The organism is Amycolatopsis pretoriensis, from assembly GCF_900107925.1.
In the GTDB taxonomy this organism is placed as follows: Bacteria; Actinomycetota; Actinomycetes; order Mycobacteriales; family Pseudonocardiaceae; genus Amycolatopsis; species Amycolatopsis pretoriensis.
Genome location: NZ_FNUJ01000013.1, coordinates 24,611 through 39,756, shown reverse-complemented (window position 1 = coordinate 39,756; position 15,146 = coordinate 24,611). Strand labels below are relative to the sequence as shown.

Here is a 15,146-nt window from a genome sequence, read left to right as displayed (position 1 = left end):
CCTTCAGGCCACGTGTCGCTCGAACGCCGCAACGGTCTCGGCCAGTACCTCCGCGCCCGGCCGCGCCCACAGCTCCGCGTTGAAGACCTCCACCTCGATCGGCCCGGTGTACCCCGCCGCCTCGACCGCCGCGCGCAGGTGGCGGTGGTCGATCGGCCCGTCGCCCGGCAACGCGCGGCCCAGCAGCGGGTCCGGCAGTGGCACCAGCACGTCGCACACGTGGAACCCGGCGATCCGGCCGGCGGCCGCCGCGATCGCGGCCTCGACCCGCGGGTCCCACCACACGTGGAACTCGTCGACGATCACCCCCACCTGCTCCGCCGGGTGCTCGACGGCGATCGCCAGCGCCTGGTCCACCGTGGACAGCACCGACCGGTCCGCGCACTGCATCGGGTGCAGCGGCTCCAGACCGAGCCGGACGCCGCGTTCCCCCGCGTACGGCGCCAGTTCGCCCACGGCGTCCGCGACCCGCTGCCGGGACGCCGCGAGGTCGTTGCCCGCGATGCCGCCCACCACCAGGACGAGCACGGCCGCACCCAGCGCGGCCGCCTCGTCGATCGCCTCCCGCGTCCGCGCCACACCGTCCACAGGGGACCCTTCCGGCGTCACGCCGGTGAAGAACCCGCCGCGGCACAACGACGAAACCCGCACCCCGTGGTCCGCCAGCAGCTTCGCGGCCGCTTCGACGCCGGTTTCCGCGACCTTGTCCCGCCACAGCCCGATCCAGCCGACGCCGGCCGCGGCGCAGCCGGCCACGGCCTCCGGCAGCGACCAGGCCTTGGTCGTGATCTGGTTGAGGCTGAACCGCGGATCCATCACGCCACCCCCGCTGCCTGCAGGAGCGGGCGCATCCGGGCGACGGCCACCTCGGGGTCGGCGAGCACGCCCGCCGCGTCGGCCAGCCGCAGCAGCGTGGCCAGGTGGGTGATCGTGCGCGCCGACTCGCTGCCGGCGAGCATCCGGAAGTGCTCTTGATGACCGTTCAAGTAGGCCAGGAAGACGACGCCGGTCTTGTAGTGCCGGGTCGGGGCGCGGAAGATCTCGCGCGCCAGCGGCACGGTCGGGTCGAGCAGGGTGTGGAACCCGGCCAGGTCGCCGTTGTCCAGCCGGCCCAGCGCGGCCGCGGCCACCGGGGCGATCGGGTCGAAGATCCCCAGCAGGGCCTCGCTGTGGCCCCGCTCGTCGCCCGCGATGAGCTCCGGGTAGTGGAAGTCGTCGCCGGTGTAGCAGGCGACGCCGGCGGGCAGCGCGCGCCGGAACTCGGTCTCGACGTCGGCGTCCAGCACCGAGACCTTCACCCCGGCGACCGTGCCCGCGTGCTCGGCGCAGAGCGCGGCCAGCTCCCTAGCCGCCGCGCGGACGTCCTGGTGGCCCCAGTAGCCGGCCAGCGCCGGATCGAACTGCTCGCCCAGCCAGTGCAGCAGGACCGGGCGGCTCGCCTCGGACAGCAGCTTCCCGTAGGCCGCGTGGTAGTCGTCCGGGCCCGTCGCCGCCGCGGCCAGCGCCCAGCTCGCCATGACGACCGGGACCGCGCCCGCGCCGCCGACCAGGTCCAGCTGCTCGCGCCAGGCGTCCACAATGGACGCCGGGGTGGCCGGACCCGCGGGCAGCTGGTCGGTGCCGACGCCGGCGCACCACCGGCGGCCGCCGGCGATCGCCCCGGTGCGCGTCACCAGTTCTCGGGTGGTCGCCCAATCGAGACCCATGCCGCGCTGCGCGGTGTCCATCGCCTCCGCCACGCCGAGCCCGCACGCCCAGAGGTGCTCGCGGAAGGCGAGGGTCGTGTCCCAGTCGATGGTGCCGGGTTCGTCGGCGAGCGCGTCCACGACGACGTGCACGGCGGCGTAGGCGATTCGCGACGTCGGCGGGGCGCCCGGCGGTCCGGGCCGCGGTGGGCCGGACGGTGACCAGTTCACGAGCCCGCCGCCGGGAACCGGGAGCACGAGCATCGGGTGACCTCCGCAGCCTCGGAAAGCGCTTTCTGCCAACCACGGTAGGGCCTGTGCCGAGAGGCGACAAGGCCCGACCGGGTGCGGTGCGCGTCAGCGCTTGGGACGCGCGGTGCTGTCCCGCAGCACGACTTCGCCCGACAGCCGGACGGTCCGCGGCCGGGTGCCCGCGGACCCCTTGACCGCCAGGTCCATCGCCCGTTCGCCGAGCTCTTCCAGCGGCAGCCGGACCGTGGTCAGCGCCGGCGCGAGGTCGCGCACGACCGGGATGTCGTCGAACCCGGCGACCGAAATGTCCCCGGGCACGGACAGGCCTTCCTCGCGCAACGCCGTCATCGCGCCGATCGCCATCACGTCCGTGACGGCGAAGACGCAGGTCGGCAGCTTGCGCTTGCGGCCGGCGAGCAGCCGCTTCGTCGCCTCGTAGCCGCCGTCGCGGGTGAAGGCGGCCTCGACGACGTCGTCTTCGTGCAGCGTGATGCCGTGCTCGGCGAGCGCGTCGGTGAAGCCCGCCAGCCGGTCGATGACCGTGCTCAGCTTCCGCGGCCCGGCCAGCACGGCGAACCGCTTGTGGCCGAGCCCGACGAGCGCCTTCGCCAGCGCCGCGGCGCCGCCCTTGTTGTCCGGCTGCACGGTGTCGATCTTGAGCCCGCGGTGCCGGCTGACCGCCGCGACCTGCCCGCCGCCGCGGCGGTACGGCTCGAGTTCGGCGGCCATCGCGCGTTCCCACGCGCGGTCCTCGAACGCCGAGCCGATCAGCAGGATCGCCGCGGCCCGCTGCGCGCGCAGCGTCGAGACGTAGGCGACTTCGCGGTCCGGGTCGCGGAACGTGCCGGCCAGCATCACGAGCAGCCCGTTGTCGGTGGCCACCCGCATCACCCCGCCGGCGATCGCCGCGAAGTAGGGGTCGCTGACGTCGTGGCAGATCACGCCGACCGTGCGGTGGGTGCCCCCGGCGAGCGCCTGCGCGTGCGCGTTCGGGGCGTAGGCCAGCTCGGCCGCGGCGGCGGATACGCGCTCCCGCAGGTCGGCGCGGACGGACGCGGTGCCGTTGAGCACCCGCGACGCCGTCGCGAGCGAGACGTTCGCGCTGCGTGCCACGTCTTCCAGTGTCACGTGCGGCCGGGCCTTCATGGCTGGCTCCTCCAAGATCGGTCTCGAGTGTCTCGGCGTGCTCGGTCGGTGCAATCTACTGGGAGGGGGGTGGGCCGGGAGAAGCCGCTGGCCGGGGGACCTGACCCGTTCGAGTGAATTGCGCGGGAAGATCCGCGGTGGCGCGTGTGTTGAAAACAAGGAGAACCTTCAAGTGGTTGGTACGCCACTGCCACTGATGACCGCGAAAGGAACACGCATGCTGTTCGGTGACGAGCACGTCCGCCGCTACGAGGAGACCGACGGCGAGGTGGGCCACGACTGGAAGGACGGCGTCCCGACGCTCGTGCTGACCACCAAGGGCCGCAAGACGGGGCAGGAGCGCAAGTTCGCCCTGATCTACCAGGAAGTCGACGGGAACCCGGTGATCGTGGCCTCCAAGGGCGGCGCGCCGAACCACCCCGGCTGGTACTTCAACCTCGTCGAAACCCCCGAGGTCGGCGTGCAAGTGAAGGCGGACAAGTTCCGGGCCCGCGCCCGCACGGCCGAGGGTGAAGAGCGCGCGAAGCTGTGGGAGAAGCTGGCCGCCGTTTGGCCGGACTACAACAACTACGCGAAGAAGACGGACCGCGAGATTCCTGTCGTGGTTCTCGAACGACTGTGATCTGCGCCGCGTTCCGCGGACGTACGGGCCGATCCGGCCGGTCGTGGGCTACGAATGACAGTCATGGACCGCTGGACCGCCCTGGACACCGAAGGTGAGCTGCTCACCCGACGCCAGATGATCGCCTACGGCCGGCGCTTCGCCCGCGCCGGCCGGGGCGCCTGGTACAGCTTCGCGATCGAGGTCGTCTGGCAGTTCCTCGTCCAGACGACCCGGTTCCGGGCGCGCGGGTCGCACCACATCCCGAAGACCGGCGGCGTGCTGGTGGCGTCGAACCACCTGTCCTTCGCCGACCCGACGACGCTGACGGCGTTCTGCCTCGCCGCCGGCCGCGTCCCGCGTTACCTGGCGAAGGCGTCCTTGTGGAAGCTCCCGGTGGTCGGCCGCGTGATGCGCTCGGGGCGCCACATCCCGGTGTACCGCGGCGCCGCGACGGCCGCGGAGGCCTACCGCGACCTGGTTTCGTCCGTGCAGGCGGGCGAATGCGTCGCGGTCTTCCCGGAAGGGACGTTCTCGACGGACCCGGACGGCTGGCCGATGCGCGGCAAGACCGGCATCGTGCGCGCCGCGCTCGAAACCGGCGCGCCGGTGGTCCCGGTGGCCAACTGGGGCACCCACCGCCTGCTGCCGTCGACCGCGTGGTTCCCGCGGGTGTTCCCGCGCAAGACCGTCGAGCTGGTGGCCGGCCCGCCGGTCGACCTCTCCGACCTGCGTGAGCGGCCGCTCACCCGCGAGGTGCTGGAGCAGGCGACGGCCCGGATCATGGGCGCGGTGACGTCGCTGCTGGAGTCGATCCGCGGCGAGGAGCGTCCCGCCGCCGCGTGAGGTCCGCGTCACCCCGCCCGGACCTGGCGGAAGGGGTAGTTTCGGGCGTATGAGTGCACAACACTTCGATGTCGTCGTGCTGGGGGCCGGAGTAGGCGGCTACGTCGCGGCGATCCGCGCGTCCCAGCTGGGACTGAGCGCCGCCGTGGTCGAGGAGAAGTACTGGGGTGGGGTCTGCCTGAACGTCGGGTGCATCCCGTCCAAGGCGCTGCTGCGCAACGCCGAGCTCGCGCACGTCGTGACCCAGGAGGCCGCGGCGTTCGGGATCTCGTCCGACAGCCCGATCCGCGTGGACTACACGGCCGCCTACGAGCGGAGCCGGAAGGTCGCCGACGGGCGCGTCAAGGGCGTGCACTTCTTGATGAAGAAGAACAAGATCACCGAGTTCGACGGGCACGGCACTTTCGTCGACGACCACACCCTCGAGGTGAACGGGTCGCAGATCACTTTCGACCACTGCATCATCGCCACTGGCGCTACCACCCGGTTGCTGCCGGGGACTTCGCGTAGCTCGCGGGTGGTCACTTATGAAGAGCAGATCCTCTCCAGTGAGCTGCCGTCCAGCATCGTGATCGCCGGTGCCGGGGCCATCGGGGTCGAGTTCGCTTACGTGCTGCACAACTACGGTGTCGATGTCACCATCGTCGAGTTCCTGGACCGGATGGTGCCGTTGGAGGACGCCGAGGTTTCGGCCGAGCTCGCCCGGCGGTACCGGAAGCTCGGGATCAAGGTGCTGACCTCGACTCGGGTCGAGTCCATCGACGACTCCGGGTCTTCCGTTCAGGTGACCGTGTCTTCGGAGAAGAACGGGCAGCAGGTCCTTTCCGCCGACAAGGTGCTGCAGGCCATCGGGTTCCAGCCTCGGGTCGAGGGGTACGGGCTGGACAAGACCGGGGTCGCGTTGACCGACCGCGGTGCCATCGCCATCGATGGCCGGGGGCGGACCAATGTTCCGCACATCTTCGCCATCGGTGACGTCACCGCGAAGTTGATGCTCGCCCATGCGTCGGAGTCGATGGGGGTCGTCGCCGCGGAGACGATCGCCGGGGTCGAGACCATGGAGCTCGACTTCCCGATGATTCCCCGGGCTACCTACTGCCAGCCCCAGATCGCCAGCTTCGGGTGGACTGAGGAGCAGGCTCGCTCCAAGGGGTTCGATGTGAAGGTGGCCAAGTTTCCCTTCACTGCCAATGGGAAGGCTCAGGGGCTTGGGGATGCCGGCGGGTTCGTCAAGCTGATCAGTGACGCCGAGTACGGGGAACTGATCGGGGGACATCTCATCGGGCCGGATGTCACTGAGTTGCTGCCTGAGCTTACTTTGGCTCAGCAGTGGGATCTTACTGTTCACGAGGTTGCCCGGAACGTGCATGCCCACCCGACTTTGGGTGAGGCTGTCAAGGAAGCTGTTCATGGACTTGCCGGGCACATGATCAACATGTGAGCTCGGGCCCTGGCCGGCGGACCCGCCGGCCAGGGTCGCGCTTCACAGCACGTGGGACGCGATCAGGTGGCCCAGCTGGCGGATGTCCGCGCTGCCCTTGAACTCCAGGCGGACCTTGCCGAGGCCGCTGAACCAGAGGTCGAGCTCGGCGTCCAGGTCGAACGTGCCCGCCGTTTCGATCGAGAACGCCTGGATCTTGCTGTAGGGAAGCGAAGTGAAGTCCTTCTTCTTCCCCGTCATGCCCTGGACGTTCACCGCGATCAGGCGCTTGTCGGTGAACACCACGAAGTCCCTGACGGCTTTGAAGCAGGACATCACCTGCTCGCCGTGGATGATGATGGGCTGCACCGTCGGCGCGATGTCCTGGGGGTTGCACGGGGCGAGCTTGAAGACCGCGTTCTTGGAGAAGTCAATCATCCGCCCACCCTAGTGGCCGTGCCGTGCGTTCCGTGGACCTCCGGGCCGGATCGAAACGTTCTCATGTTTCCCTGATCGTTCCAGCATGTGGGCGCCCGGACGTTCCCGACTTTGGTCGGTGGACCACCGGGCGGTCACTACTTAGATTCTCCCCATTACACCCGGTTGGGTGTCATACGGCCGAGTGCCTTCAGGGAGAAATCGATGGTGAGATTCAGCCGGGTCGCCGCGCACGCGGTTCCGCTGACGGTCGGCGCCCTGCTGCTGACCACGGGGGTTTCCGCGGCGCAGCCGTCCACCGTGGACGCGGCGGCCGCGCGCACCGAGGCGGGCATCAACGCGCTGCAGGGCATCAAGAAGAGCCTGACCCCCGCGGAGCGCAAGCAATCGAGCCAGCTCGTCGTCGAGAAGCGGTTGCGGGCCGACCGGTCGCTCGCCGCGAAGCTCCCCGACTACCGCTCGGGCGTCGGCGTCAGCAGCGCCGGCACCGTCGCGGTCGACATCGCCGCCAGCCGTGACCAGGCCGTCGCGAGCGCGGTCCAGGCCGCAGGCGGCACCGTCCGCTACGCCGCCGCCGGCGCCGTTCGCGCCGACCTGCCGCTGGCTGCCGTGGACGCCATCGCCGGGCGCGCCGACGTCGCCGAGGTGCGGCCCGCCGCGCAGGCGACCACCTGGAGCGAGCCGGGCAACCGGGACTTCCGCCAGGCCGCGGCCGCGCAGGCCGCCGCCGCGACGCAGGTGTCCGAAGGCGACAAGGCGCACGGCGCCGACACCGCCCGCACCACTTACGGCGTCAGCGGATCCGGCGTCAAGGTCTGCGTGCTCTCCGACGGCGTCGACTCGCTCGCGAAGTCGCAGAGCGCCGGCGAACTGCCCACTGTGGACGTCCTGTCCGGCCAGAAGGGCAGCGGCGACGAGGGCACCGCGATGCTGGAGATCATCCACGACCTCGCGCCGAACGCCGCTCTCGGTTTCGCCACCGCCTTCACCAGCGAGGCCAGCTTCGCCGCGAACATCCGCGCGCTGCGCACCACCGGCCACTGCACGATCATCGTCGACGACGTCGCCTACTTCGACGAGTCGCCGTTCCAGGACACCCAGGTCGCGCAGGCGGTCAACGACGTCACCGCGGCCGGCGTCCTGTACTTCTCCTCGGCGGGCAACTCGGGCAACGCGACCGACGGCACCAGCGGCTACTACGAGGGCGACTTCCGCGCGTCGTCGTCGAAGATCAGCGGCGTCACCGGCACCCCGCACGACTTCGACCCGAGCGGCACCACGCAGAACTTCGACGCGCTTTCGGCGGGCTCGCTCGGCAAGCCGGTGACGCTGTTCTGGTCCGACCCGTGGGGCAAGTCCGCCAACGACTACGACCTGTTCATCCTGAACTCCTCGGGCAGCGTCGTGGCCTCCAGCGAGAACGGCCAGTCCGGCGCGCAGAACCCGTACGAGATCGCTTCGGTGCCCACCACGGGCTCCGGCTACAAGGTCGCGGTCGTCAAGTACAGCGGTGCCGACCGGTTCATCGCGCTGAACGTCATCCGCGGCCGGTTCGTTGCTTCGGGTTCGCTCAAGGCGTTCAGCACCAACGGCGTCACGAACGGCCACTCGGCCGCGGCGAACGCGTTCAGCGTGGCGGCGGGCCCGGCCGGCCCGGCGTTCGGCCGGCCGCTCGAGACCGGTGACCCGGCCAACCCGGCCGGTCCGTACCCGGGCCTGTTCAGCGCGTCGAGCAAGTGGGAGCGCTTCTCCTCCGACGGCAAGCGTCACCTGTTCTACAACGCGGACGGGTCGGCGATCACGCCGGGCAACGTGTCCTCGACGGGCGGCACGACCCGCAGCAAGCCGGACATCACGGCGGCGGACGGCGTGGCGACGTCGGTGGCGGGCTTCCAGCCGTTCTACGGGACGTCGGCGGCGGCCCCGCACGCGGCGGCGATCGCGGCCCTGCTGCTGTCCGGCAAGCCGACGGCGACCCCGGCCCAGATCCGTAGCGCGCTGGTCTCGAGCGCGATCGACCTGGGCGCGCCCGGCTTCGACACGGTGACGGGCAACGGCGTGATCATGGCCGGCCCGGCCCTGGCCGCGCTGGGGGTGGCGGCCAAGTAGTGGTTCCTCGCGGCGGGGTCCGGCGTGCGCCGGGCCCCGCTGTGTCATTTCCGGGTGACCAGCAGGTGGAAGCCGAGCCCGCTGTGGGCGAACTCCTCGTGCCGGAGCGGCGTGAGCCCGGCGGCGGTCAGCGCCGCTTCGAGTTCGGACAGCGGACGGATGCGGAAGCCGTTGTCGACCAGCATCGGGGCCCGGCCCATCAGGTCCGGGTCGCCGACGCCCAGCACGAACCGCCCGCCCGGCGAGAGCACCCGGGCGACCTCGGCGAACGCGAGGTCGACGTCGTCGACGAAGTAGACCGTGTTGGTCGTGACGATCGCGTCGACCGAGCCGTCGTCGAGCGGCAACGCTGTCATCGGTCCCCCGCTCAGCACCAGCCGCCCCGCCGCGATCTCCCGGCGGAAGGTCCCACGCGCCCGGTCCAGCATCGTCTTCGAGATCTCCACCCCCTGCACCGTGGCGGTCTTCCGCAGGAGCAGGCCGAGGCCGAGGCCGCCACCGAAGCCGATGTCCAACGCCTGCTCGGTGCCGGACAGCTCCAGCGCCGCGACGGCCTTCACCACGGCCGCCCGGTTCCGGCGGTTGAGCATCGCGCCGACGATCCGGCCCCGCAGGCCGCTAGGGTGGCCGAGTTGCCGGGCGAGCCCGGCTCGGAAACTCTCGCGAAGTCCCATGGACGCAGTCTAGGAGGCGAAGTGGCGAAGACGGCGGTGGTGACCGGAGCCGGCTCGGGCATCGGGCGCGCGGTGGCCCGGGCGTTGCTGACCGACGGCTGGTCCGTGGCCTTGGCCGGGCGGCGCGCCGCGGCTCTCGAGGAAACCGCGGCCGGCTTCGAGGGCGCCCTCGTCGTGCCCACCGACGTCGCCGACGAGGACTCGGTCGCCGCCTTGTTCGCCGCGGTCCGCGCCGAGTGGGGGCGGCTCGACCTGCTCTTCAACAACGCCGGCATCGGGGCCGCCGGGACCGTCGCGGATCTGTCCGTCGAGGACTGGAAGCGGACCGTCGACGTCAACTTGACCGGGATGTTCCTCTGCGCCCAGCAGGCGGTCCGGCTGATGCGGGACCAGGATCCGCGCGGCGGGCGGATCGTCAACAACGGGTCGATCTCCGCGCACGTGCCGCGTCCCTCCAGCGTCGCCTACACCGCGACAAAGCACGCCGTGACCGGGTTGACCCGCTCGATTTCCCTGGACGGCCGGGCGTGGAACGTGGCGTGCGGCCAGATCGACATCGGCAACGCGGCCACCGAGATGACCGAACGCATGGCGGCAGGCATTCCCCAGGCGGACGGCCGGGTGGTGGCGGAGCCGACGTTCGACGTTCAGCACGTGGCCGACGCGGTGCGGTACATGGCGGGGCTGCCGTTGGATGCGAACGTCCAGTTTTTGACCATTACCGCGACGACGATGCCGTTCATCGGGCGAGGCTAGAACTCCGACATTCAGGTGAACTCGGTACCGGGCGGTCGACGGCCGGGCGGGCCGGTTGGTAAAACCGGAAATCCGTAAAACCGAGATCAAAGGCTCGAACCGTGCCGACGCAGTGGACCCTTGCCGCCGTTCTGGCGATACTTTTCGCTGTTGCGGTTTTCTTGGCGAAGCAATTTCTGGGCGAGGGGGCCAAACACCTCGGGCAGCGGTTCTGGCCGCACGTTTTCCGTGGTCGTCGCCGTATGCTGGGTAAACGGGACCTGCGGCGGTACGCGGGCGGTGTCGCGCGGACCTACAACAACCACGCGCTCGGCTTCCTCGCCAACACCAAGGTCACGGTGAGCGACGTCTACGTTCCCCTTCAGCGCGAGGTCGACGGGCGTCGCGAGGACATCTACGGCAGCATCCGCACCAAGACCCGGATGGTCGTGCTCGGCGCCGCCGGTGCCGGCAAGTCGATGCTGCTGAAGAACTCCATGGTGAAGTGGGCGAACGAGCCCGGCGCCTTCGACCGCGTTCCGGTCTTCGTCGAACTGTTCCGCCGCAACCGCGGTGACGACTCCCTGTCCGACCTGGTCGCCGACGCGTTGGCGCGCGGCGGGGTGAAGAAACCGGAACGGTTCCTCGAGCGGGCCCTCGAAGACGGCAGGCTGAGCGTTTTCTTCGACGGGTTCGACGAAATCGTGACGGACCGCAAAGCAGAAGTTACACAACAGCTCAAGCAGTTCGCCGAAAAGTGGCCGAACTGCCAGATCGTCGTCACCTGCCGGGACGCGGTCTACGATTTCGATCTGCGGCCGGACTTCGACGACGAGGTCCGGGTGGCCGGTTTCGACGACGCCGCCATCCGCCGGTTCCTCGGCCTGTGGTTCAAGTCGAAGCAGCTGGACGACGCGCGGTACGAGGTCGAGCAGATGATGGCCGGGCTCCGGGCCAGTCCTGCCATCATGCGGCTGGCCAGGACGCCGCTGCTGCTCACCATGATCGCGTCCCTGCACGACGCCGACCCCGGGCTCGGGCCGATGCTGCCGAGCTCGCGCACCGAATTCTACGAAATGGCGGTAATGCACCTGCTCCGGCGTGATTCCCAGCTCGGCCGCAGCCGGGAACTCGCGATCTACAAGGCCGGACACAAGCTGATGGCGTTACGGGCCATCGCGGTTCAGGCGCAGGGAGCCATCGCGCCGGGGACGGATCGCCGGACTGTCTCGGAAGGCGAGCTCCTCACGAACATCACGAGAGTGCTCGGCCGGTTCAACCTGGAAGCCGCCCACGCGCCGCGCATGCTCGTGGAGATCGTCGACCGCAGCGGCCTGCTGGTCAAAGTCGACGAAGGCAACTTGCTCTACGAGTTCCCGCACCTGACGTTGCAGGAGTACCTTGCCGCGATGGAGCTGGCCGACAGCCCCGAGCGGTTGCTGGAGCTCTACAGCGGCAACCCCGGCCGTTGGCGCGAGACGGTGAAGCTGTGGTGCGGCGGGGCGAACCGCGACTGCACGCCGGTCGTCGAACAGATCTTCGCCGGCGACGAGCGTGGCAAGCTGCTGGCCCTCGAATGCCTCGCCGAAGCGCGGCAGATCGACGAGAAGCTGGCCGAAAAGGTCCTGGACCACTTCGAGCCGACGCTCGGCCGGGAAGAGGCGGCCGACCACCTCGTCGTGGCGGCGCTCGGCGCGGTCGCGGCGGATCCCGGCCCCCGGGGAACGGCCTTGCTATCCCGGCTCCGCCAGGCGGCCACCGATCACGGCGACCTTGCGATAGAAGCGCTGGCCGCATCGCGGTTGCGATCGGCGGTCGAGACGCTCAGTGATCTCGCCAGGGAACTGCCCGCGGCGCGGATCGCCCTGCGTACGACCGGCGAACTCGCGATCCCGGTGCTCGCGGAACGCGCCCGAGCGGGATGGCTGTGGGCCGTTGACGACATCGCCGCCGTAGGAACCGCCTCGGCGGCCCTGGCCCTCGTCGATCTGCTGAGCGACGACGGCGTCGCGGCCATTCGGGCTGCCTGGCGACTGGCGGCATTGGTGAACAATCCGGACATCGAAGAGGAGCTGTACCGCTCCGAGCCGGGAGCGGTTTCCGGAGCGCGCCACGACTGGTTGTGGGTTCCCTTCAACCGGGACGGACCCCAGGCGATCAACGAGATCATGGGCCGGGTCGGCTTCCTGATCGACGAATTCGGTGCGGCGCACATGCCGGACGAGCTCGGCGTGATCGATCCGCGGCTGGCCATGCCGATCGGGGTGATCGGCGCTTCCCGCGATTACTTGGCGACCGGTACTGCGACGCTCGACTGGGATGTCCGGGAACTCGCTCGTTCGGTCGGCTTTCCGGTGAAGGAGTACCACAACAACGTATTGGTGCTCGCCAGAGTCTACGAGGAGAATCCGGATGCGGCGCGGGTGGGTCTGGGCAAGGTGCTGGACCAGAACCAGCTCACTCCGCCTTACCGGACGTTGCTGGACACCCTGCCCACGCCGATCCTGCTCAGCCTGGCGAGCCGGTTCACCCTTGCCGATTTCCGTGCGGACCAGCATCAGTGGATGGCCGTCACCGAGAATCCGCGCAAGCCGGTCTTCCTCCGGCCCTTGGCCTGGGGCGCGCTCACACTCCTGCTGCTGGGCCCGTACGGGGTCGGGGTCACCAGGGCGACCGGCACCGCGTTCGGGTGGTGGCCGTGGGGCCCGCCGTGGCTCGGCTGGATCACCATGATCGCGGCGGCGGTTGCCGTCGTCAGTCTCGGGTCGGGCATGGTCGTCTACGACTTGGACTGGCTCGGGGACCTGCTCGATACGATTTCTCCCAGTGATGATGGTGAGGGGCTCGCCTTCTTGACGGCCACTACCGGCCTCGTCATCTCGCTTCCCGGTGCCGCGGTGCTTTCCTGGACGAGCCTCACCGGCTGGATCGGGGCCCCGATGGTGCTGACCGCATTGGCTGCGCTGGCCGCGGCCACTGCCGCGCTCCACTGGATCGTCGTCCGGCGGGATCGGAAGATTGCCAATCCATTCCGCGAGCTGCGGAAACTTGATGAAAGCATCATCCGCGTCCGGTCCACGGTGATCTCCGGCCGTGAGGTGGCCGGCTAGGGGATCATCCGCGCCGTCCGGAGTCTCCGATCGAGACCACGGGTGATCGCACCCCGCTCTAGAGGCGATCGAGCCAGGAGTGCTCACCGGAAATTCTGCGCAAGGCTTCGGCGAGCCACCGACGCTGAGCCTCGTCGAGGATCGGTAGCGCCGCGGCGAAGTCCTGCTCGTCCTTGGGCCGGGTGTTCCGCGACTTGGCGTACAGCTGCACTTCCGTTGCCAGATAAGGGATACCGCCTGCGGAGACCGCCCCCAGCCGGTCGATCGCGCGACGCAGCGTGGGGTTCCGGCGGGAGACCCAGTCGTCACCGTCCGACTCGTCGAGCATCACCTGGATTCGCCACGGCGCCGCTGCCGATGGCCGGCACCACACGTCGTCGATGCCGGGTGGCAGGACTTCGGCGGGGCGCCACGGGCGGAGCGTGCCGGGCGGGTCCGCCGCCCACCATTCCCAGTCCGGCAGCGCCTCCTGGACCGCGAGCTGGTCGCGTCGCAGGACAAGGACATCGACATCGGCGTGCTCGCGGAAAGCGTGTCCCACGGCCAGTTCGATCGCGTGGCCACCCGCGATCCACCACGGCGTGCGGACCCGCGAGAACAGCGTGGCCACTTCGGACAGTGGTGCGGGATCCCAGGTCACGACACCCCGATCCCCGCGAGCACCGGCCCCGTGAACGGCGTCGTCGTGACGTCGTGGGCTCGCGACGACCACACCGCGTGGCCGTGGCCCGACCACAGTGGGGCCACCGGCAAGTCGCGCAGCAGCTGGTTTTCCGCCAGCCGGTACAGCTCGCCCGCCTCCTCCGGGGTGGCCGCCGCGTCGGCCAACGCCAGGTTCTGGCGGAACACCTCGTCGGTGTAGCCGGACACCGAAGCCAGCTCTGACAACAGCTCGTACGGGCTCGCCGTGGCCAACGAGATGTCCACTGTGGATGGACCGTCCGCCGCGCCCGGTGCCGGCTGGGCCGTCACCGATACGTCCAGCGACTTGTGCAGTCCGACTGCCAGCGTTCGTGCCCATGCCTCGGAAGAGGGTGCGAAGTAGACAGTCGCGCCGCCGGGGAAGGATGCCTGCTGCAGCAGCGCTTTCCCCGCCGCCGCGTCGAAGCTGCACGGGCGGCACGTGCCCGATCGCTCGCCCGGTGCGTCCGCCGGGGGCAGCAGTGCCTTCGCCGGGTCGACCTGGTGCGCCAGCGGGCCTGCTTCGAGGGCCGCGCGGTCGATGCCGAGCGCGAAGCCGTGGCGGACCGTCGCGTCCGCGAACCGGGGGTTCGTCACCGGGAACGCCAGGTAGCCCGCCCGTGGCAGCGCCCAGGTCGCGTGGTGGTCGTCGCCGAAGTCGGTGTGCATCGCGTCGTGCTTCTCGCCCGGGACCTCGGTCGCCAAGTCGAGCGTGCCCGCCTTGACCTCGTCGTACTGGGCCGCCGGGTCGCCGACGCGCAGGTCGATCTCCTCCGCTTTCCCGGTGCCGACGCGCTTCAGCGTGCCGCCCGCGCCGGGCCGCCACGGGCCGTCGAGGCGGTACGGGCCGTTGCCGATCGGCGCCTTCGCGAAGCCGGCCCAGTCGCGGGACGCGAGCGCCGACGCGGGCAGCGGCACCAGGCCCGGCGCCGACAGCAACGCGGGCACCTGGCCCGACGGCCGGTCCAGGGTCAGCGTGATCGTGTCCGGAGTGGACGCCGTGATCTCCCGGGCGCGCAACAACTTCGTCAAAACGACGGAAGAAGCCCACTGTGCGGCGGCAACAACTTTCCAGGTGTCCACATAGGACTGCGCGGTGACCGGCGTGCCGTCGTGGAACTTCGCCGGCCGCAGCTTGACCGTCCAGCGCACCCGGTCGGTGCTCTCGATCGACTCGGCGGCGCGCGGGGTGACCTTCCCGGTCGCCGGGTCGTAGTCGGCCAGCGGGGTCCACAGCGCGCCGGTGACCAGCCGGCCCGCCTGGTCGGTGACGTCGGCGGGCAGGAGCGTCGCGGGCTCCCGGATGCCGGCGGTCAGGACGCCGGGCCGGGCGGGGTCGGAATCGGCACAGCCCGTGACGGCGAGGGCCACGACGGCGAGCAGGGCGAGCAGGCGCATGGGCCAGTCCTACCAGTCAGGAGGCAACCAAAGGTGGTTGTGTCCGGTTGA

13 protein-coding genes are annotated in these 15,146 nt (G+C 70.2%); 6 read left to right on the top strand and 7 right to left on the bottom strand.

Translation table 11 applies throughout. The annotated features are described in order from the left end of the window. Positions 1-3 precede the first annotated feature (3 nt). The 3 genes from BLV96_RS42365 to BLV96_RS42355 all read right to left on the bottom strand — a co-directional run bounded on the left by BLV96_RS42365 (position 4) and on the right by BLV96_RS42355 (position 3,083). Entirely contained in the window at positions 4-816 is an 813-nt protein-coding gene (locus BLV96_RS42365; protein WP_086676829.1) for a sugar phosphate isomerase/epimerase family protein, read from the bottom strand. Continuing rightward, positions 816-1,949 (bottom strand): DUF993 family protein, encoded by a 1,134-nt coding sequence (locus tag BLV96_RS42360; RefSeq protein WP_086676830.1) that lies wholly within the window; start codon positions 1,947-1,949, stop codon positions 816-818. The genes BLV96_RS42365 and BLV96_RS42360 overlap by 1 nt, the downstream gene beginning before the upstream one ends. Before the next feature lie 93 nt (positions 1,950-2,042). Next, on the bottom strand, positions 2,043-3,083 hold the full coding sequence (locus BLV96_RS42355) for a LacI family DNA-binding transcriptional regulator (protein WP_086676831.1): 1,041 nt from the start codon (positions 3,081-3,083) through the stop codon (positions 2,043-2,045). Between the two features lie 217 nt (positions 3,084-3,300). Between BLV96_RS42355 and BLV96_RS42350 the strand changes: the two genes are divergently transcribed. The 3 genes from BLV96_RS42350 to lpdA all read left to right on the top strand — a co-directional run bounded on the left by BLV96_RS42350 (position 3,301) and on the right by lpdA (position 5,971). Beyond that, a complete protein-coding gene (locus tag BLV96_RS42350) occupies positions 3,301-3,705 on the top strand; it encodes a nitroreductase family deazaflavin-dependent oxidoreductase (RefSeq protein ID WP_086676832.1) in 405 nt (134 codons plus the stop codon). Positions 3,706-3,768: 63 nt separating this feature from the next. Continuing rightward, positions 3,769-4,530, top strand: coding sequence for a lysophospholipid acyltransferase family protein (locus BLV96_RS42345; protein ID WP_425266215.1), 762 nt, complete (start codon positions 3,769-3,771; stop codon positions 4,528-4,530). A 49-nt stretch (positions 4,531-4,579) separates the two neighbouring features. Further along, positions 4,580-5,971, top strand: coding sequence for a dihydrolipoyl dehydrogenase (gene lpdA / locus BLV96_RS42340; protein WP_091390312.1), 1,392 nt, complete (start codon positions 4,580-4,582; stop codon positions 5,969-5,971). Positions 5,972-6,013: 42 nt separating this feature from the next. On the opposite strand, the gene BLV96_RS42335 is transcribed toward lpdA, so the two are convergent. Beyond that, the gene (locus tag BLV96_RS42335) at positions 6,014-6,388 is read right to left on the bottom strand and encodes a PH domain-containing protein (protein WP_086673422.1); all 375 of its coding nucleotides are present in this window, start codon (positions 6,386-6,388) and stop codon (positions 6,014-6,016) included. Between the two features lie 204 nt (positions 6,389-6,592). Between BLV96_RS42335 and BLV96_RS42330 the strand changes: the two genes are divergently transcribed. Next, positions 6,593-8,497, top strand: coding sequence for a S8 family serine peptidase (locus tag BLV96_RS42330; RefSeq protein WP_086673420.1), 1,905 nt, complete (start codon positions 6,593-6,595; stop codon positions 8,495-8,497). A gap of 44 nt (positions 8,498-8,541) precedes the next feature. On the opposite strand, the gene BLV96_RS42325 is transcribed toward BLV96_RS42330, so the two are convergent. Next, positions 8,542-9,171 (bottom strand): class I SAM-dependent methyltransferase, encoded by a 630-nt coding sequence (locus BLV96_RS42325; RefSeq protein WP_244180903.1) that lies wholly within the window; start codon positions 9,169-9,171, stop codon positions 8,542-8,544. A 21-nt stretch (positions 9,172-9,192) separates the two neighbouring features. Here BLV96_RS42325 and BLV96_RS42320 point away from each other — a divergent pair, with 21 nt between their 5' ends. Together BLV96_RS42320 and BLV96_RS42315 are read left to right on the top strand one after the other, a co-directional pair. Then, positions 9,193-9,927, top strand: a complete 735-nt coding sequence (locus BLV96_RS42320; protein WP_086673416.1) for an SDR family oxidoreductase — start codon at positions 9,193-9,195, stop codon at positions 9,925-9,927. A 101-nt stretch (positions 9,928-10,028) separates the two neighbouring features. Beyond that, positions 10,029-13,016, top strand: a complete 2,988-nt coding sequence (locus tag BLV96_RS42315) for an NACHT domain-containing protein (RefSeq protein ID WP_143051110.1) — start codon at positions 10,029-10,031, stop codon at positions 13,014-13,016. Between the two features lie 58 nt (positions 13,017-13,074). Here the strand turns inward: BLV96_RS42315 and BLV96_RS42310 are convergent, their stop codons facing one another. Together BLV96_RS42310 and BLV96_RS42305 are read right to left on the bottom strand one after the other, a co-directional pair. Then, positions 13,075-13,626: a nucleotidyltransferase domain-containing protein gene (locus BLV96_RS42310; protein ID WP_244180902.1), complete on the bottom strand. Its 552-nt coding sequence runs from the start codon at positions 13,624-13,626 to the stop codon at positions 13,075-13,077. 26 nt (positions 13,627-13,652) lie between these two features. Further along, positions 13,653-15,095, bottom strand: coding sequence for a peptide ABC transporter substrate-binding protein (locus BLV96_RS42305; protein WP_086673410.1), 1,443 nt, complete (start codon positions 15,093-15,095; stop codon positions 13,653-13,655). Positions 15,096-15,146: the final 51 nt, after the last annotated feature.

What these genes read in the sequence shown, in the direction of transcription:
- BLV96_RS42365 (WP_086676829.1), bottom strand. Translation starts at nt 816, where the DNA reads ATGGATCCGCGGTTCAGCCTCAACCAGATCACGACCAAGGCCTGGTCG.
- BLV96_RS42360 (WP_086676830.1), bottom strand. Translation starts at nt 1,949, where the DNA reads ATGCTCGTGCTCCCGGTTCCCGGCGGCGGGCTCGTGAACTGGTCACCG.
- BLV96_RS42355 (WP_086676831.1), bottom strand. Translation starts at nt 3,083, where the DNA reads ATGAAGGCCCGGCCGCACGTGACACTGGAAGACGTGGCACGCAGCGCG.
- BLV96_RS42350 (WP_086676832.1), top strand. Translation starts at nt 3,301, where the DNA reads ATGCTGTTCGGTGACGAGCACGTCCGCCGCTACGAGGAGACCGACGGC.
- BLV96_RS42345 (WP_425266215.1), top strand. Translation starts at nt 3,769, where the DNA reads ATGGACCGCTGGACCGCCCTGGACACCGAAGGTGAGCTGCTCACCCGA.
- lpdA (WP_091390312.1), top strand. Translation starts at nt 4,580, where the DNA reads ATGAGTGCACAACACTTCGATGTCGTCGTGCTGGGGGCCGGAGTAGGC.
- BLV96_RS42335 (WP_086673422.1), bottom strand. Translation starts at nt 6,388, where the DNA reads ATGATTGACTTCTCCAAGAACGCGGTCTTCAAGCTCGCCCCGTGCAAC.
- BLV96_RS42330 (WP_086673420.1), top strand. Translation starts at nt 6,593, where the DNA reads ATGGTGAGATTCAGCCGGGTCGCCGCGCACGCGGTTCCGCTGACGGTC.
- BLV96_RS42325 (WP_244180903.1), bottom strand. Translation starts at nt 9,171, where the DNA reads ATGGGACTTCGCGAGAGTTTCCGAGCCGGGCTCGCCCGGCAACTCGGC.
- BLV96_RS42305 (WP_086673410.1), bottom strand. Translation starts at nt 15,095, where the DNA reads ATGCGCCTGCTCGCCCTGCTCGCCGTCGTGGCCCTCGCCGTCACGGGC.